This window comes from Kitasatospora sp. NPDC032757, from assembly GCF_055579305.1.
Map to the genome: position 1 here is coordinate 82,670 of NZ_JBVINN010000030.1, position 17,552 is coordinate 100,221.

Here is a 17,552-nt window from a genome sequence, read left to right on the forward strand (position 1 = left end):
CACATGTACGAGCTCAACCGGGTCCGCCTCTACTCGATCGGGCCGGCCGGCGCCCGGTACGCCGACACGGTGCTCGACCTGCGCGGCGTCGGCGAGCCCGTCGCCGACCCGGCCCCGCAGCAGATCGGCCTCTTCGGCGAGGAGGCCGAGGGCCCGGTGCGCCGGCCCGCCCCGGCCGGCGTGCTGTTCCTGGAGAACGGCGGCGGCAAGTCCGTCCTGCTCAAGCTGATCTTCTCGGTGATGCTCCCCGGCCACCGCAACACCCTCGGCGGCGCCAGCTCCGGCGTGCTGCGCAAGTTCCTGCTCGCCGACGACTGCGGCCACGTCGCCCTGGAGTGGCAGCACACCGTCACCGGCGAGCTGATCGTGGTCGGCAAGGTCAGCGAGTGGCGCGGCCGCCAGGTCTCCTCCGACCCGCGCAAGTTCGCCGAGACGTGGTACTCCTTCCGCCCCGGCCCCGGCCTCACCCTGGACTCGCTGCCCGTCGCCGAGCGGGTCAGCCTGGCCGGCGACCAGAAGGCCCGCGGCCGCCGCCGCACCATGAAGGGCTTCCGTGACGCCCTCACCGAGGCCGGCAAGGCCCACCTGCACCTCGACCTGGTCTTCGAGGACGGCCACGACCGCTGGACGGAGCACCTCGGCGACCTCGGCCTCGACCCCGAACTCTTCCGCTACCAGCGCGAGATGAACGCCGACGAGGGCGAGGCGGCCGGCCTCTTCGCGGTCAAGCACGACAGCGACTTCACCGACCTGCTGCTGCGGGCCGTCACCGACACCCGCGACACCGACGGCCTCGCCGACCTCGTCCACGGCTTCGCCGCCAAGCTCGGCCGCCGCGCCGAACTCACCGCCGAACGCGACTTCACGGCCGGCTCGCTCGACCTGCTGGAGCGGATCGCCGAGGCCACCACCGCCCGCGAGACCGTCCGCGAGGCCCACCGCACCGCCGAACGCCGCACCCGCCGGCTCGCCCACGCCCTCACCTCCCGGGCCGCCGCCGAACGCGACCGCGCCCAGGACCTCGCCATCGAGGTCGCCGCCGCGGCGGGCGCGGTCACCGCCGCCGAGGCCGACCGCACCCGGCACACCCTGATCACCGCCGAACTCACCCACCGGCACGCCACCCTGGGCCTGGCCGCCGCCACCACCGAGGCCGCCGCGCTGCGCCGCGAGCTGACCGAGGCCCGCACCCTGCACGCCGCCTGGCAGGCCGCCGAGGCCGTGCTGCGCCAGCGCGCCGCCGCCGACCGGATGGCCCGGGTCGCCGCCGCCATCCGCGAGGCCGAGCTGGACGCCGCCCCCGCGCTGGCCGCCCGCGCCCGCGCCGCCACCGCCCTGGCCCGTGCCCTCGAAGCCGCCGCTGCGGCCGCCGAGGACCGCGCCGACACCGAGGAGCAGCGGGCGGGCGAGCTGCAGGCCGACGGCTCCAAGGCCCAGAGCGACGCCACCGAGGCCGCCACGGCCGCCCAGAAGGCCCGCAGCGAGGCCGACCACCTGCGCCAGCGCCTCGCCGAGGTCGAGCAGGAGACCGCCGCCGCCGTCGAGGCCGGCTTCATCGACGCCGACGGCGACGTCGACCCGGCCCGCGCGGCCCTGCACGCCGCCGACGTGGAGAAGGCCGCCGGCGCGGCGCTCGCCCAGGCCCGCACGGCCGCCGAGTCCGCCGCCGCCCGGCTGCGGGAGGCCGCCGCCGCCACCGGCCGCGCCGAACTCGCCGCCGAACGCGCCGGCGACGCCCGCAAGGCCGCCGCCCACGCCCTCGCCACCGAGCAGCGCACCGCCGCCCTGCTCGCCACCGAGCCGCGCCTCGCCGACCTGCTCTCCCTGACCCCCTACCAGGACGGCGCGGAGGAGGAGGCCGGCTTCCTCACCCCGGCCGTGCTGGACCGCTCCGCCGAGGCGCTGCGCGAGCAGCTCGACGAGGCCATCGCCACCGCCGAACGCACCCTGTTCGACCTGCGCACCGCCGCCGCCGACGACTCCCGCATCCTCGCCGCGCTGGGCGACGGCGGCCTGCTGCCGCCCGGCCCGGACGTCCTCGCCACCGTCGAGTACCTCGCCGAGCACGGCATCCCCGCCCTGCCCGGCTGGCGCTACCTCGCCCAGTCCGTCGACCCGGTGGACCACGAGGCGATCCTCGCCGCCCGGCCCGAACTGGTCGACGGCGTGGTCATCACCGACACCGACTCGCTGGAGCGGGCCCGTGAGGCGCTCCAGGCCGCCGCCCTGCTGCCGCGCTCCACCGTGGCCGTCGGCGCCGCCGCCTCGCTGATCGCCCCGCTCACGGCAGACGAGGGGCCCGCCTTCTGCCCCTTCTTCGTCGTGCCGCCGAACCCGGCCATGCACGACGAGTCCGCCGCCGACGACGAGCGCCGCGAACTGCGCACCCGCGCCACCGCCCGCGAGGAGCACATCCGCGAACTCGCCGCCCGGCTCGGCGGCGACCGCGCCCTCGCCGCCCGCCTCGCCTCCTGGCACGCCAGCTGCCCGCCCGGCACCCTCGCCGAGCTCGCCGCCGCCGCCGAGGCCGCCCGCGAGCACGCCGAGCAGGCCGCCGCCGCCCTCGGCACCCTTCGCGCCGACCACGACGAGGCCGAGACCGACCACGCCGCAGCCGCCTTCGCCCACGAGGAGCACCGCGAGGCCGCCCAGCGCGCCCGCCGCCGCGCCGACGCCCTCTCCGGCCTCGCCTTCCGGCTGCGCGAACGCGCCGGCTGGACGCGCTCCCTGCGCGAACTCGCCGAGGACGCCACCGAGTGCGACCGCCGCCAGGCCCAGTGCGCCGAGCGCGCCCGCACCTGCGACGAGGACCGCCGGGCCGCCCAGCGCGCCGCCGACGACGCCCGCCGCACCGCACGGACCCTGCGCGCCGAACGCGCCGAGATCCCCGCCGCCGAGCAGGACGACGAGCCCGACACCGGCACCCCCGCCGCCCTGCCCGCCCTGCGCGAGGCCTACCGCGCCGCCTCCCAGCTCTACGAGAAGGTCGGCGTCGGCGCCGACCTGCGTGCCGAACAGGCCCGTGCGGAGGGTGACGAGGCCGCCGCCGCGACCGAACTCGACCGCCTCACCAACAAGGTCCGCACCCGCGCCGAGGAGCTGCTCGGCAGCCCCGACGGCGCCGACGGCCCCGCCCGTCAGGCCGCCGCCGCCCGCGCCGAGGAGCTGGTCGCCACCATCGAGGCCCGCTCCGCCGCCGCCAGCGAGCAGCTCGGCCGGCTGCGCGGCGAGGCCGAGCGTTCCGCCCCCGCCGACGGCGAGGCCCACACCGAGCTGCCCGAGGACCTCGTCCCCGCCGACCCCGAGCACGCCCAGGTCCTGCTGCGCACCGCCACCAGCCGGCTCGCCGAGCGCCGCGAGACGGTCGAGACCGCCCGCACCGCGCACGCCGACCTGCAGCGCACCTTCGACGCCGCCCAGTCCGCCGCCGCGGACTTCGACGAGCACGCCGGCCAGCTCCGCGACGGCCTGCGCGAGCACCAGGACGACGACGGCCGGCCGGCCGAGCCCTACCTCGGCGCACTCGCCGACGCCCGCACCGCCGCCGCCGAGGCCCGCCGGGCCCTGCGCACCGCCGCCGGCGAGCTCTCCTCCGCCGAACTCGCCGTCCGCGACGCCTCCGACGCGCTCGTCCGGCACGCCAACGCCGTCCGCTACGAGGCCGTCCGCACCCCCGCCCGCCAGCAGATCCGCGAACTGCCCGCCTCCGCCCTGCCCGACCACGCCGCCGCCTGGGCCACCGCCTTCGCCCCCCGGCTGCGCGTGCTCACCGACGAACTCGCCCAGCTGGAGCGCAACCGCGGCTCGATCGTCGACCGCCTGCGCGGCCTGGTGGAGTCCTCGCTCACCACCCTGCGCGCCGCCCAGCGGCTCTCCCGCCTGCCCGAGGGCCTGGGGGAGTGGTCCGGCCAGGAGTTCCTCCGGATCCGCTTCGAGGACCCGGACCACGCCACCCTGGTCGAACGCCTCGGCGAGGTCATCGACGAGGCCACCCGCGCCGCCGTCAAGAAGAACAGCGACCTGCGCCGCGACGGCATGTCCCTGCTGCTGCGCGGCGTCGCCGCCGCGATCGGCCCGCGCGGCGTCTCCGTCGAGATCCTCAAGCCGGACGCCGTGCTGCGCGCCGAGCGGGTCGGCGTCGGCCAGATGTCCGACGTCTTCTCCGGCGGCCAGCTGCTCACCGCCGCCATCGCGCTCTACTGCACGATGGCCGCGCTGCGCGCCAACGACCGCGGCCAGTCCCAGCTGCGGCACGCCGGCACGCTCTTCCTGGACAATCCGATCGGCCGCGCCAACGCCACCTACCTGCTGGAGCTCCAGCGGGCCGTGGCCGACGCCCTCGGTGTCCAGCTGATCTACACCACCGGCCTCTTCGACACCACCGCGCTGGCCGAGTTCCCGCTGGTCATCCGGTTGCGCAACGACGCGGACCTGCGGGCCGGGCTCAAGTACATCTCCGTGGAGGAGCACCTGCGCCCGGGCCTGCCGGCCGCGCCGGACCCGGACGGCCCGGCCATCCACGGCGAGATCACCGCCACCCGGATGTTCAAGCGCCCCGCGGAGGCCCCGATCGCGTGACAGGTTGTCAGGTGACGCCGTCCGGTGGTCGTACTAGCGTGTCCGCATGTTGACGATCGCTCACTTCAGTGACATCCACATCGGCCAGGACCAGGACGGCGACGCCGGCGCCCGCGCGTACCGGCGGGCCGAGCAGGTGATGGCCCACCTCAACGCCCTGCCCGGCCCGCTGGACGCCGTGCTGGTCACCGGCGACCTCGCCGACCACGGCCTGCCGGGGGAGTACGAGCGGGTCGCCAAGGTGCTGAGCTCCCGTCACCAGGTGTTCACCTGCCCCGGCAACCACGACCGGCGCGCGCCGTACCGCGAGGTGCTGCTCGGCGAGGTGCCCGCCGAGGGGCCGGTGAACCGGCGGCACGAGCTGCCCGGTGCCGACCTCCTGATGATCGACTCCTCCGTCCCCGGCCGCGACGACGGCCTCCTGGACGACGAGACGCTGGCCTGGCTGGACGCCCGGCTCGCCGACGGCCGCCCGGAGCTGCCCGCGCTGGTGGCCTTCCACCACCCGCCGGCCGACCTCCAGCTGCCGTACGTCGACCCGATCCGTCAGTTCGGCGAGGAGCGCCTCGCCGAGGTGCTGGCCCGCCACCCCCGCGTGGCCGCCCTGCTCTGCGGCCACGCCCACACCGGCGCGGCCACCACCTTCGCCGGGCTGCCCGTCCTGGTCGCGCCCGGCGTCGTCTCCACCGTCACGCTGGCCTGCGAGGGCGAGGGCGACGTCACCTTCGACCAGCCGCCGATGCTCGTCTTCCACGTGCTGGACGACACCGGCCGGATCACCTCGCACTACCGGGCCGTCCCGGCCTGACCGTCTGCGAGGAGCCGCGGCGGGCGCCGTCCTGTGCGGGCCGCGAACCGCTCCGCCACCCGGACCGGCCGCTGCGCGCCGTCCGCGAGCCGGGCGCTGCCCACGAGCCGGGCGCCGAGTGCGACCGGCCAGAGCCGTACGGCTACGCGGCGGGCATCCGCGGCTGACGCGGCGGGCCGCCCGGCGGCGGACCACCCGGTGACGGACGCCCGCCCGGCGCGGCTCCATAGGCCATGCCCGCGCCCGGCGCGGCTCCGTAGGGCGTGCCCGTTCCCGGGCTGCCTCCGTAGGGTGTGCTTCCGCGGGCCGGTGGGCCGGCCGGGCGGGGGAGCGGCCGGGGGCCGGAGGGGGCCCGGCTGCCCGCCATCGGCGACGCCGAGTTCGGACCGCGCATCCGCTGCGCGGCGACCTGGCGCGAGATCAGGATCTCCAGCAGGCACCACGCCGAGCCGAAGACCCCGAGCCCCATCGCCATCAGCGCGGGCGTCATCAGCCAACTGCCCGCGTACGAGGCCAGCGTGGCGATCAACAGTCCGACCAGGGTGAACGCCAGGCAGAGCACCGCCCGGACGGCGGCGACCCGCACCTCCTCGGGCAGACGGCGGCGACGGCGTGCGACGGACATCGGGCGACCCCCAGCGCGGTCGACGGTGGCAGGCGTGCGGGACGGGCGCACGAAACGCGCCCCCCGGGGAACACTCTGCCCTGCCGTACCCGGACTATGCGCCCGAATTCACCGAACTGCCGTCAAATCGTGTGATCTGTACCGGAAAGCCCCGGCTCGGCCGCGGGCCGGTCCAACTGCTGGTTGAGCTCCTCCAGCGCGCCCGCCACGATCGTCCGCATCGCCTGCTCCGCATGCCCGGCATCCCCCGCGCAGATCGCCTCCGCGACCTTGCGGTGCAGCCGGATCGCGTACGGCTCCGGCTGATGGGGCATCAGATCGTACTCGGTCCGGCCGGTCAGCACCGCCCCGACGGTCTCCCCGAGGTGGGCGAACATCTCGTTCCCGGACGCCCGCAGCACGGTGGCGTGGAAGGCAATGTCGTGCCGAAGGAAGGTCTCCAGATCGGCGGCGCGCGCCGTCATCGTCAGCTCAACTGCCAGCGCGCTGAGTTGGCGACGGTCGTCGTCGCTGGCGTGCTGTGCGGCGAGGGCGGCCGCGGCCGGCTCCACCGCGACCCGCAGGGAGCCGAGCGAACGCAGCTGCGCCGGCCGGTCGCTGCCCGCCAGCCGCCAGCGGATCACCAGCGGATCGAAGACGTCCCAGTCGGACCTCGGCTGGACGGTGATGCCGACCCGGCGCCGGGATGCCACCAGGCGCATCCCCTCCAGGATCCGCACCGCCTCGCGGACCACCGTCCGCGACACCCCGAACCGCTCCTCCAGCTCCTCGCTGCGCAGCACCGCGCCCTCGGGAATCTCCCCGGACGCGATGGCCGGTCCGAGCTCGGCAAGCAGTCGGCCGGGCAGCCCCTGGATCTCCATCCGCCCAGCCTAGACGTCACCCGCAGCCGCGTGCCGCGCGGCCCTCGTCCCCGCTGCCCGCGGAGCCCGCTGCCCGCGGAGCCCGTCGCCCGCGGAGCCCATTCCATCCCCCCGTCATCAAAAGTATGACGATTTGGTTTCCACTACTTGAATACGTCATATCTTTGGGGCGATAGTGGCGGCCTGGCAACGAAGGAGCACCACCCATGGCTCTCAGCGTCGAGAACCACGACACCCCCGCGCCCACCACCCCCGGCCCCCTCACGGTCGTGGTGATGGGCGTCTCCGGTGTCGGCAAGACCACCCTGGCCCGCCTCCTGGCCGACCGCCTCGGCCTCCCCTACGCCGAGGCGGACGACTTCCACCCGCCCGCCAACATCGCCAAGATGTCGGCCGGCATCCCGCTGGACGACGAGGACCGCGCCCCCTGGCTGCGCGCCCTCGGCGGCTGGCTCGGGGAGCGGACCGAGGCCGGCACCGGCGGCGTGGTCACCTGCTCGGCGCTGAAGCACCGCTACCGCGACACCCTGCGCGCGGCCTGCCCGGGCGCCTTCTTCCTGCACCTCAGCGGCGGTCACGAGCTGGTCGAGGACCGGCTCGCCCACCGCAGCGGCCACTTCATGCCGCCGTCGCTGCTCGACTCGCAGTACGCCGCCCTGGAACCCCTCGAGGCGGACGAGCGCGGCGCCGTCCTGGACGTCGGCCCGTCCCCAGAAGAACTCGTCGAGATGGCCGTGGCTCTGCTGCGGCCCGTCAATGGAGACCTCGCGTGACCCCCACCCTCGTGCTCGCGGCCGCCCCACCGGCCCTGCCGCACACCGGCAGCGACTCCCAGCTGCTGATCGCGGTGCTGCTCAGCATCGGCGCCATCGTGCTGCTGATCACCAAACTGAAGCTGCACCCGTTTCTCGCCCTGACCCTCGGTTCGGGCCTGCTGGCCGCCGTCGCGGGCGCTCCGTTCGACAAGCTCCTGTCCAGCTTCTCGACGGGCTTCGGCGCCACGGTCGCCGGCGTCGGCCTGCTGATCGGCCTGGGCGCGATGCTCGGCAAGCTGCTCGCCGACTCCGGCGGGGCGAACATCATCGCGGACACCGTGCTGTCCCGCTCGGGTCCCAGGATGCTTCCGTGGGCGATGGCGCTGATCGCGGCCGTCCTCGGCCTGCCGCTGTTCTTCGAGGTCGGCGTCGTCCTGCTGATCCCGATCGTGCTGCTGGTCGCCCGCCGGGGCAACGTCCCGCTGATGCGGATCGGGATACCCGCGCTGGCCGGCCTCTCGGTGCTGCACGGGCTCGTCCCGCCGCACCCCGGCCCGCTGGTGGCCGTCGACGCGCTGAAGGCCGACCTCGGCGTCACCCTGGCGCTCGGCCTGCTGATCGCCGTCCCGACCCTGATCATCGCCGGGCCGCTGTTCGCCCGCGTCGCCGAGCGGTGGGTCGGCCCGCTGGAGATCCCGCAGGCCGCCGCCCCGGCGGAGACGGAGAAGCCCGAGCGGACCCCGTCCTTCGGTGCGGTGCTGGCGACCATCCTGCTGCCGGTCGTGCTGATGCTCGGCAAGGCGCTGGCCGATGTCGTGATCGACGACCCGAAGGCGATGGTCCAGCGGGTGTTCGACTTCATCGGCTCCCCGCTGATCGCCCTGCTGGCCGCGACCCTGCTGGGCATGCTGACCCTCGGCCGGGCCGCGGGCTTCTCCAAGCAGCGGATCTCCGACACCGTCGGCAGGTCGCTCGGCCCGATCGCCGGCATCGTCTTCATCGTCGGTGCGGGCGGCGGCTTCAAGCAGACCCTGATCGACGTCGGCGTGGGCAACGCGGTCAGCGAGTGGTCGAGCAAGTGGCACATCTCGGCCCTGCTGCTCGGCTGGCTGATCGCCGTCCTGATCCGGCTGGCGACCGGATCGGCCACCGTCGCCACCATCACCGCCGCGGGCATCGTGGCCCCGCTGGCCGCCGACATGTCGTCGACCCACGCGGCCCTGCTGGTGCTGGCGATCGGCGCCGGGTCGCTGTTCTTCTCGCACGTCAACGACGCCGGCTTCTGGCTGGTGAAGGAGTACTTCGGGATGAGCGTCGGCCAGACCGTGAAGTCCTGGTCGATGATGGAGACGGTGATCTCGGTGGTCGCCATCGCCCTGATCATGCCGCTCAGCCTGATCATCTGACGCCGGCTCCACCGCACGGGCTCCACCGCACGGGCTCCACCGCACCGGCTCCACCGCGCCGAGCTCTCGACCGCGCCGGCTCCACGGCACCGAGGTCTCCACCGCGCGAGCGCGACCGCACGCCGAAGGGCGGCACCCGTACGCAACGGGTGCCGCCCTTCGGCGTGTTCGCCGCCGCGGAGGGCTCAGTCGAGCAGCCCGCCCAGAACAGCCGCCGAGGCCGCCAGCAGCTCCTCCGCCGCCGCGCCGCCGGCCGCCGTCCGGGCCAGCAGGCCCTCGCGGGCGGCCAGGATCACCGCGGCGGCCTGCCCGGCCGTCGTGCCCGGCGGCACCAGCCCGGGCAGCGCCCGCTCCAGGACGGCCGCCAGCGCCGCGGACACCGCCCGGTCGTGCTCCGCGACCCGCTCGGCCAGCCCGGGTGTCCGGGCGGCCAGCAGCCGGAACTCCAGGAAGAGCAGGATCCAGCCGGTCTCGGCCGGCTCGACCCGCAGCAGTGCCTCGACCAGCCGCCGTGCCCGTTCCTGCGGCGCCAGCGCCCCGGCGGCCGCCGCCAGCCGCTCCAGCTCGTCGATCCGGCCCGCCGCCTGCTCGTCGAAGAGGGCCAGCAGCAGGTCCTCCTTGCCCGCGAAGTTCGAGTAGAACGCGCCGCGGGTGTAGCCGGCGGCGGCGCAGATGTCCTCGATGCTCGTCCGCCCGTACCCGGCGGAGAGGAACAGTTCGCCGGCGGCCGCGAGGATCCGCGCCCGGGTGTGGACGCGCCGCCGCGGGGGTCTGGGGGCATCGGGTTCGACCGTGGGTGGGTTCACAGGATCACGATACATGGTGTATTCAATACAGGTCGTATTGAAATCTTCGCCCTGAACTCTGCCCGCCAGGAGAACCGCCGTCATGAGCCGACTGCTGATCACCCATGCCCACCTGCTCCACCCCGAGACCGGGACCCGTACCGACACCGGCTGGATCGAGATCGCCGACGGCCGGATCGCCGCCACCGGCACCGGCCGCCCGCCCGCGCCCGGCGACGGCGTCCGGGTGATCGACGCCCAGGGCGCCACCGCACTGCCCGGCCTGATCGACGCCCACGTCCACCTGCTGGTCACCACCCTCGACCTGGGGGCGGTCGCGAACTGGACCCCGGGCTACCTCACCGTGCGGGCCCTGGCCGAGGCCGGGCGGATGCTGCGCCGCGGCTTCACCACCGTCCGGGACGTCGGCGGCGCCGACCACGGCATGGCCCGCGCGCTGGACGAGGGCCTGGCGCTCGGCCCCCGGCTGGTCCACGGCGGCAAGGCGCTCTCCCAGACCGGCGGCCACGGCGACCTGCGCCCGCTCGGCGAGGACACGCTGCCCTGCTGCGAGTCCCGCCCGAACTTCGCCCGGATCGCCGACGGTGTGGACGCCGTCCGCGCCGCCGCCCGCGACGAGTTCCGCAAGGGCGCCGCCCACCTCAAGGTGCTGCTCTCCGGTGGTGTCGCCTCGCCGCACGACGAGATAGCCGCCGTCCAGTACAGCGAGGAGGAGATCCGCGCCGCCGTCGAGGAGGCGGAGAACCACAACCGCTACGTCACCGTGCACGCCTACCACCCGCGCGCCGTCGACCGGGCGCTGCGGGCCGGCGTGCGCTGCGTCGAGCACGGCAACCTGATCGACGACGAGACGCTCGCGCTGCTGGTGGAGAAGGACGCCTTCCTGGTGCCGACCCTGATCGCGTACGAGCAGACGGCGAAGCTCGGAGCCCGGTCCGGCCTGCCCGAGTCCTCGCAGCGCAAGCTGGCCGAGGTGCGCGACGCCGGGCTGGCGGCGCTGGAGCGCGCCCACCGCGCGGGCGCCAACCTGGTCTACGGCAGCGACCTGCTCGGGCCGCTGCACCCGGCGCAGCTGGAGGAGTTCCGGCTCCGCGCCGAGGTGCAGCCGGCCGCGGACGTGATCCGCTCGGCCACCAGCACGGCGGCGCGGCTGCTCGGGATGGAGGGGCAGCTCGGCACCCTCGCGCCCGGCGCCCACGCCGACCTGCTGCTCGTCGACGGCGACCCGCTGGCCGACCTCGGGGTGCTGACGGCCCCGGAGCGGCACCTGAAGCACGTGGTCAAGGCCGGCGCGGTGGTCTGAGCAGGGGTGTCGAACGAGAACGGGCGGGCGCTCCCGGAGGAACGCCCGCCCGTCGCCGGGGAGTTACTTCAACAGCACCCGCCAGCCGGAGCCGCCCGCCTGCCCGTCCAGGCGGAGCGTGAGCTCCTTCACCTGACCGGTGTCGTGGAAGCTGAGCTGCACGGTCTGCCGGTCGGCCGGGTCGTCGCCGAAGTCGGCGGTGACCGACCCCTTGGCGCCCTGCTGGTACTCACGCACCCAGGCGGCCGCGGCGGTGCGGTGCCCGTCGGCCGAGCCGTCCGAGGCGGCCAGCTTCTCCAGCCGGTCCGCGGCGCCGTCGGCGAGCCGCCAGACGACCTGCTGGACGACGTCCAGCGTGCCGGTGACCGGATAGCCCGTCACCCGCAGGTGCGGATGGCCGGCGTAGTCGCTCGCGTACGCGAGCTCGGCGTCCGGGGTGCCGCCGGAGCACCCCGCCGCCAGGGCGGCCGAGAGCACGGCCGCCAGCGCCGCCGCGACCGGCCGCCCCGGCGCCATCAGTTGGTCCCGAGCGGGCGGACGACGACGAACCACTCGATCGGGTCACCCTTCTGCCGGTAGTACGACAGCACCTCGTTCAGGGTGGTGACACCCTGCCGGCCGTGCTGGCGCAGCTCCATCGATGCTCCCCAACTGACCACCACCGCAGCATGGTTGATCCGGGACTCGTACTTCCACTTGAAGAAGACGATGTCACCGGGCCGGGCGTCGGAGGTCCACCGGAGCCAGGTCGAGTACCGGTAGTTGAGCAGGTGCCGGTGCAGGTTGGCCGCGCCGGCCCAGGTGTAGCTCCGGTTGATGTGCCAGCCGAACATCCAGTAGTCGTTGGTCCACCAGGCGCTGTCGAAGGTCTTGAAACCGTACCGGACCTTCATGCCGCCGCCGTAGTACAGCGCCTTGGACACGAAGTTGGTGCAGTCCTGCGGGAAGTCCCACTTGATCCCGACGTTGCGGCGGGCCCAGTCGGCGGTGCCGTAGTAGTTGTACCCGGCCTGGACGGCACCGGCGGCCTGCTGCACCGGCTGGACCGGGAAGCCGTTGGCGTCCAGCGGAATCGCCTTCTGGCTGTCCGCCGGGTCGGGCTGCGCGGCGTCCGCGACCTCGACCTGGGCCTGCGCCGCGGCCGAGGAGGAGAGCTTCTGCTGGGCGGCGAGGTCGTCGGCCTCGGAGGCCAGCACCACCGTCTGGCCGACGGTGAACTCGAACCGCTTCGGGCCCGCGCTCTCGCTCGGGGAGTCCACGCCGTTGGACCGGATCATCACCGAGTCCTTGGCGGTGGCCCGCACCACGACCTTGCCGGCCGTCTGCTGGTCCACCACCACGTCCGTCAGTGTGACCGCGGCCGCGGTGTACACCTGGTTCTGGGTCGCCAGCGCCTCGCGGTTGGCGACCAGCGAGGCCTCCTGGGTGGCCAGCAGGTCGACGAAGACGGTGCCGTGCGCGGCCTCGGCGGCGGCGTCCGGCGCGGTGTACCCGGCCTTCATCTTCACCTTGTTGCGGGCGTCCAGGTACTCCTGCACGAAGCCGCGGTACTGGTCCGGGCCGCCGGCCGCGGGAGTGCCCTGCACGGTGGCCGAGGTGACCGCGGCGGCGCTGCCGTAGCTGTTCCGGGCGGTGACCACGGCGCGGTACGAGCGGGTGTTGTCCAGACCGGTGAACACGGCCCGGACGTCGGCCGTGGTGAGTTCCCGGACGAACGCGCCGTCGGAGGTCTCGACCCGGACGGTGTAGCCGATGTCGCCGACCGAACCCCGGTCGGTCGGGGCGTTCCAGCCGACGACCAGCCCGGCGTCGCCGCCGGTCGCGGTGACCAGCTCGGCCGCGCCCGGCGCGGTCGGCGCCAGGTAGTCCAGGGTCAGCTTCGGCCGCTGTGCCGGGTCGGCGGCGGTGGCCGACCAGTAGCGGGCGGCGCCGGTCCAGCCGGCCGGCGGGCGCAGGGCCAGCCCGTAGGCCTCGCCCTTCTCGATCCAGGAGCCGGCCAGGGCGGCCAGGTCGGTCTCGGAGAGCTTGGCGGCGGAGGCGTAGCTCTCCGCGCCGGCGGCCGCGGTCAGCGCGGTGCCGCTCTCGCCGGGGGCCCAGGCCGAGCCGAGCTGGAAGACGTCGACCGCGGCCTCGTCACAGCCGGGGGCACCGGCCGTGCAGTCCGAGCGGGTCAGCTCCAGCTTGCCGCCGATCACCCGGGAGCCGGCCGGGACGGCCGACAGGTCGGGCTTGAGCCAGCTGGTCCAGCTGCTGCCGTCGACGGTCCCGATCCGCAGCTCGGCCGGGTCCGCCGCCGGGCAGGCGCCGGTGTCGCAGCCGCCGCCGGCGGTGGCCGCCGAGGCGTCGGCGAGCGCGGCGCCGGTGAGCACGACGGTGGTCGGCGTCGGCGGGACCGGCGGCGTCTGTACGTGGACGGTCAGCGGCTGGTCGGCGGTCCAGGCCGAGCAGCCGACGGCGGCGCAGGCGCGCGCCGCCCAGGTGTAGCTGCCGCCGTCGGTCAGCGCGCCGGCGGGCACCTGGACGGAGGCCCGGTTGCCGCTGTCCACCCAGACGGGCGCGAGCACGGTCGGCAGCGGCTGGCCGTCCTGGGCCTTCAGTGCGAACTCGGTGCGGATGCGCCCCTGGTTGGGATTGGTCACCAGGGCCGACAGGACCGGGGTGAGCGTCTGCTGGGCGCCGCTCTGCAGGGCGGTCGGCACGTCCGGCAGCGGGCTGACGCTGAAGGTGGCCCAGGCGGACCAGCTCAGGTTGTAGTGCAGCCCGTCGTACGGTGAGGTGCGGAACCGGTAGGTGTGCCCGTACTGGAGCAGGCCCGCCGGCACGGTGACCTCGGCGGGGGTGCCGCTGGCCACGTAGCCGGAGACGTTGACGTTGCCGACCTGGGCGCCGGAGATGGCGTCCACCAGCTGGAAGGTGCCGGTCACCTTGTCCCCGTCGGGGTCGACGAAGGTGTCGCGGAGCACCGGGGTGGTGGTGTCCACCCGCCAGGTGCCGGTGCCGTCCTGCAGGAACGGCGGGCCGGCCTGCTGCTTGGTGCCGGTGCGCGGCCGGTAGTTGTAGTTCACCGTCAGCTTCGGCACGTTGCTCGCCGCGTTGGCGGAGTTCACCTCCTTCCAGACCTTCGTGCTGGTCTCGTCGGGGGCGCGCAGGCCCAGGCCCGAGGTGGCGTTCTTCGCCGAGGCCCAGTTCTGCACCATGGTGGTGACGTCGGCGTTGATCCAGCCGTCGCCGCCGCAGGCGTCCCGGCCCTTGGTCTCGGTGGACGTCGCCCGCTTGGTACCCCAGGCCGGCTGGGCGGTCCACCGGGAGGCGGTGGAGGCCAGGCCGGTGTCGTAGACGTCCCAGGCGTAGTTCAGGCAGTCGCTGTTGCCGGAGTGGAAGTTGTACAGCGACAGGGTGGCGCCGGAGACCAGCGCGTCGGCGATCGAGGCGGTGTTCCAGTTGATGAAGGAGCGGGCCTCGCGGGAGCTGCCGTCGGCGTTCTTGGTGCCGGGGTTGCCCCAGTAGATCTCGGTGTCGGCCGACCAGTCGACCGTCTCGCCCTTCTGGACGCGGGTGTCGAAGGCGTTGCCGAGACCGGCGGTGGCCGGGTCGACGGTCACCGGGTACGCGGTGGCCGGGTCGTTCAGGAACGCGGCGTCCGGGGTGAAGACCAGGTCGACGTCGTCGCCGTGCTGGACGACCTTGAGGTCGACCTTCGCCTGCCGCGGGTGCTCGCTGGAGCCGGGCGCCGTGGTGGCGTCCCAGGCGACGGGGGCCGGCAGGACGGCGCGCTTCTGCCCGTTCCTGCGGTCGGTGAACAGCACGCTGCCGTCGGCCTGGGCGACCGCCTTCAGGCCCTTGGCCCTGAACGGCATGGTGTACGAGTAGCCGGCCGCGCCGGGGCGCTGCTTGAGCGTCACGAACTGCTCGAAGCCGGTCCGGGTGGCCTCGACGACCAGGTCGCCGGCGCCGTCGCCGATGGCGTCCCGGTAGGTGGCGCGCGGGCCGTTCAGCTCGGGCGCGGGCAGGCCGCCCTTCCACTGCAGGGCCAGCGCGTCGTCGCCGGACCCGAGCGAGACCAGGGTGCGGGCCGCCTCCGCGCCGCCCTGCACGCCCTGGGCCTGCGCCTCCTGGAGCGAGCGAGGGCGCTTGCCGCCGGCGCCGGCCAGCTTCATGGCGTTGGGGTGCCCGGCCGGGGCGACCGAGCCGTCGGCGGCGGCCTTGAGGGTGAGGTCGACATCGGCCCACTTGCCGTCGCGCAGGAAGCGCACCGGACCGGCCGAGAGTTCGGTGGTGAGGGTGCCGTCCGGGTTGACCCAGGTGGTCGAGACCTCGCTGCGCTCGGAGGCCGCCTCGACGCGCTTTCCGGTCGTACGGGCGGCGACCCGGGCGGCGGCGATGCTGCCGGTCGGGTCGGTGGCGGCGACCATCGGGGGCTTGCCGGGGGAGGGTTTGGGCTGTGGCTTGGCCGCGAACGCGACCTGTGACCCGCCCGCCAGCGTCAGCGCCAGCGTGAGGGCCAGCGGGCCGGCGAGGGCCCGTCTTGAGACGTGCATTGCTGCTCCTTGACCCACTGTTGATCAACAGTGCTGGGCGGAGCATAAGGAAGGCCATAGAGCGAGATGATCATGATAAATCAGGACAAAAAGACCCAATGCCTAAAGATTTCCTTAGGAACTTGATGCGATTGTGACGCGCGGTATGCAAACGATCGCGGTGGCTCCGTCCGGGCATGCGGGAGGGCGGGCACCCCCAGCCCTGGGGTGCCCGCCCTCCGAGTCCTGCGCGCCGGGCCACGGGGCCTCCGGCGAGCCCTTACTTGCCCTGGCGCTTGCCCAGGAAGGCCTCGACCTCGTCGCGGATCTCCGGGGTGTCCAGGCCGCGCACGGTCATGGTGGTGCGGCGGCGCAGCACGTCGTCCGCGGTGTACGCCCACTCGCTGTCGGCGGCGTAGGCGACCTGCGCCCAGACGTCCGGCCCGTCCTCGTGGATCGGCCGGCCCAGCTCCGGGTTCTCGTCGATCATGCGGGCGATCTCGAAGGAGAGCGTGCCGTAGTGGCTGGCCAGGTGCCTGGCGACCAGCGGCTCCATCCGGTTGCCGGGCTCGCGGTCGATCAGCAGACGGTGCGCGACGGCGTTCGGCGCGCCCACGCCGGGCAGCGGCACGGTCGGGGCGATCGGCGACATGTCCTCGCCGAGGCTGGTGCCGGGCACGTGGGCGAGCTTCTCCAGCACGGTGCGGCCGATGTGCCGGTAGGTGGTCCACTTGCCGCCGGCGACGGACAGCATGCCGCCCCGGCCTTCGGTGACAACGGTCTCGCGCTTGGCGGCGGCGGTGTCGCCGGGGCCGCCGGGCAGCACCCGCAGGCCGGCGAAGGCGTAGGTGATCAGGTCGCGGTCGATGTGCTCGTCGCGGATGGCGTGCGCGGCCTCGCCCATGATCTGGTCGATGTCCGCCTCGGTGGCCCGGACGTCCTGCGGGTCGCCGGTGTACTCCTCGTCGGTGGTGCCGAGCAGGACGTGGTCCTCCCACGGGATGGCGAAGGAGACGCGGTACTTGTCGATCGGGATGGTCAGGGCCGCACGCCACGGGGAACGCCGCTTGACGACGACGTGCGCGCCCTTCGACAGCCGGATGGACGGGGCCGCGCCGGCGTCCTCCATCTTGCGCAGGTGGTCGACCCAGGGGCCGGTGGCGTTGAGCACCAGGCGGGCGTCGACGCCGAACTCGGTGCCGTCCAGGCGGTCCTTCAGGTCGGCGCCGGTGACCCGGCCGCCGGTGAACCGCAGGCCGGTGACCTCGGCGTGGTTGAGCACCACGGCGCCGGCGTCGACGGCGGCGCGCACCGTCATCACGGCGACGCGCGAGTCGTTCATCTGGTGGTCGCCGTAGACGGCCACCGAGCGCAGGCCCTCGGTGCGCAGCGCGGGCACCTGCTGGGCGGCGTGCGCGGCGGTGGAGACCCGGCCCATGCCGTCGCGGAAGGCGGAGAGCGCCGAGTAGAGGAAGACGCCGGCACCGAGCTTGGGCGCGCTGTGCGGGCCGCCCTTGTAGACCGGCACGAAGAAGGTCAGCGGGTTGACCAGGTGCGGGGCGACGTCGGTGGCGAGCGCGCGGCGCTCCTTGTGGTTCTCGGCGACCAGCTTGACGGCGCCGGTCTGCAGGTAGCGCAGACCGCCGTGGACCAGCTTGGAGGAGGCGCTGGAGGTGGCACCGGCGAAGTCGCCGGCGTCGACCATGGCGACCTTGAGGCCCGCCTGGGAGGCGGTCCAGGCGACGGCCGTGCCGAGAATGCCGCCGCCGATCACCAGCAGGTCGTAGGTGGCCTTGCCCAGCAGCTCGCGGGTCTCGGCGCGGGAGGCGGTGCGGCCGGCGGTGCGCTCGGCGCCCAGGGTCGGGATGGTAGCCATGGTGTGTGTACGGCG

General features: G+C 74.5%; 11 protein-coding genes. 5 read left to right on the forward strand and 6 right to left on the reverse strand.

The window, feature by feature from the left end; all coding sequences use genetic code 11:
* Nucleotides 1–3 precede the first annotated feature (3 nt).
* Entirely contained in the window at nt 4–4,578 is a 4,575-nt protein-coding gene (locus ACZ5WK_RS27915) for a hypothetical protein (RefSeq protein ID WP_465551229.1), read from the forward strand.
* A 46-nt stretch (nt 4,579–4,624) separates the two neighbouring features.
* A complete protein-coding gene (locus tag ACZ5WK_RS27920) occupies nt 4,625–5,386 on the forward strand; it encodes a metallophosphoesterase (RefSeq protein ID WP_465551231.1) in 762 nt (253 codons plus the stop codon).
* 142 nt (nt 5,387–5,528) lie between these two features.
* Here ACZ5WK_RS27920 and ACZ5WK_RS27925 read toward each other — a convergent pair whose 3' ends face one another.
* Nucleotides 5,529–6,011 (reverse strand): hypothetical protein, encoded by a 483-nt coding sequence (locus ACZ5WK_RS27925; protein WP_465551233.1) that lies wholly within the window; start codon nt 6,009–6,011, stop codon nt 5,529–5,531.
* A 122-nt stretch (nt 6,012–6,133) separates the two neighbouring features.
* Nucleotides 6,134–6,874, reverse strand: a complete 741-nt coding sequence (locus tag ACZ5WK_RS27930; RefSeq protein WP_465551235.1) for a FadR/GntR family transcriptional regulator — start codon at nt 6,872–6,874, stop codon at nt 6,134–6,136.
* Nucleotides 6,875–7,080: 206 nt separating this feature from the next.
* Here ACZ5WK_RS27930 and ACZ5WK_RS27935 point away from each other — a divergent pair, with 206 nt between their 5' ends.
* Both ACZ5WK_RS27935 and ACZ5WK_RS27940 read left to right on the forward strand, forming a co-directional pair.
* Complete coding sequence (locus tag ACZ5WK_RS27935; protein ID WP_465551237.1) at nt 7,081–7,647, forward strand: gluconokinase; 567 nt, start codon at nt 7,081–7,083, stop codon at nt 7,645–7,647.
* Nucleotides 7,644–9,035 (forward strand): GntT/GntP/DsdX family permease, encoded by a 1,392-nt coding sequence (locus tag ACZ5WK_RS27940; RefSeq protein ID WP_465551239.1) that lies wholly within the window; start codon nt 7,644–7,646, stop codon nt 9,033–9,035. Before ACZ5WK_RS27935 ends, ACZ5WK_RS27940 begins: the two co-directional genes overlap by 4 nt.
* 185 nt (nt 9,036–9,220) lie before the next feature.
* Here the strand turns inward: ACZ5WK_RS27940 and ACZ5WK_RS27945 are convergent, their stop codons facing one another.
* A complete protein-coding gene (locus ACZ5WK_RS27945) occupies nt 9,221–9,841 on the reverse strand; it encodes a TetR/AcrR family transcriptional regulator (RefSeq protein WP_465551241.1) in 621 nt (206 codons plus the stop codon).
* 82 nt (nt 9,842–9,923) lie between these two features.
* Here ACZ5WK_RS27945 and ACZ5WK_RS27950 point away from each other — a divergent pair, with 82 nt between their 5' ends.
* Entirely contained in the window at nt 9,924–11,144 is a 1,221-nt protein-coding gene (locus ACZ5WK_RS27950; RefSeq protein ID WP_465551243.1) for a metal-dependent hydrolase family protein, read from the forward strand.
* 63 nt (nt 11,145–11,207) lie between these two features.
* On the opposite strand, the gene ACZ5WK_RS27955 is transcribed toward ACZ5WK_RS27950, so the two are convergent.
* The 3 genes from ACZ5WK_RS27955 to ACZ5WK_RS27965 form a co-directional block, all read right to left on the reverse strand.
* On the reverse strand, nt 11,208–11,660 hold the full coding sequence (locus tag ACZ5WK_RS27955; protein WP_465551245.1) for a hypothetical protein: 453 nt from the start codon (nt 11,658–11,660) through the stop codon (nt 11,208–11,210).
* Nucleotides 11,660–15,682, reverse strand: coding sequence for a DNRLRE domain-containing protein (locus ACZ5WK_RS27960; protein ID WP_465551247.1), 4,023 nt, complete (start codon nt 15,680–15,682; stop codon nt 11,660–11,662). The genes ACZ5WK_RS27955 and ACZ5WK_RS27960 overlap by 1 nt, the downstream gene beginning before the upstream one ends.
* Before the next feature lie 259 nt (nt 15,683–15,941).
* The gene (locus tag ACZ5WK_RS27965; RefSeq protein ID WP_465551249.1) at nt 15,942–17,537 is read right to left on the reverse strand and encodes a glycerol-3-phosphate dehydrogenase/oxidase; all 1,596 of its coding nucleotides are present in this window, start codon (nt 17,535–17,537) and stop codon (nt 15,942–15,944) included.
* Nucleotides 17,538–17,552: the final 15 nt, after the last annotated feature.

What these genes read in the sequence shown, in the direction of transcription:
- ACZ5WK_RS27915 (WP_465551229.1), top strand. Translation starts at nt 4, where the DNA reads ATGTACGAGCTCAACCGGGTCCGCCTCTACTCGATCGGGCCGGCCGGC.
- ACZ5WK_RS27920 (WP_465551231.1), top strand. Translation starts at nt 4,625, where the DNA reads ATGTTGACGATCGCTCACTTCAGTGACATCCACATCGGCCAGGACCAG.
- ACZ5WK_RS27925 (WP_465551233.1), bottom strand. Translation starts at nt 6,011, where the DNA reads ATGTCCGTCGCACGCCGTCGCCGCCGTCTGCCCGAGGAGGTGCGGGTC.
- ACZ5WK_RS27930 (WP_465551235.1), bottom strand. Translation starts at nt 6,874, where the DNA reads ATGGAGATCCAGGGGCTGCCCGGCCGACTGCTTGCCGAGCTCGGACCG.
- ACZ5WK_RS27935 (WP_465551237.1), top strand. Translation starts at nt 7,081, where the DNA reads ATGGCTCTCAGCGTCGAGAACCACGACACCCCCGCGCCCACCACCCCC.
- ACZ5WK_RS27950 (WP_465551243.1), top strand. Translation starts at nt 9,924, where the DNA reads ATGAGCCGACTGCTGATCACCCATGCCCACCTGCTCCACCCCGAGACC.
- ACZ5WK_RS27955 (WP_465551245.1), bottom strand. Translation starts at nt 11,660, where the DNA reads ATGGCGCCGGGGCGGCCGGTCGCGGCGGCGCTGGCGGCCGTGCTCTCG.
- ACZ5WK_RS27960 (WP_465551247.1), bottom strand. Translation starts at nt 15,682, where the DNA reads ATGCACGTCTCAAGACGGGCCCTCGCCGGCCCGCTGGCCCTCACGCTG.
- ACZ5WK_RS27965 (WP_465551249.1), bottom strand. Translation starts at nt 17,537, where the DNA reads ATGGCTACCATCCCGACCCTGGGCGCCGAGCGCACCGCCGGCCGCACC.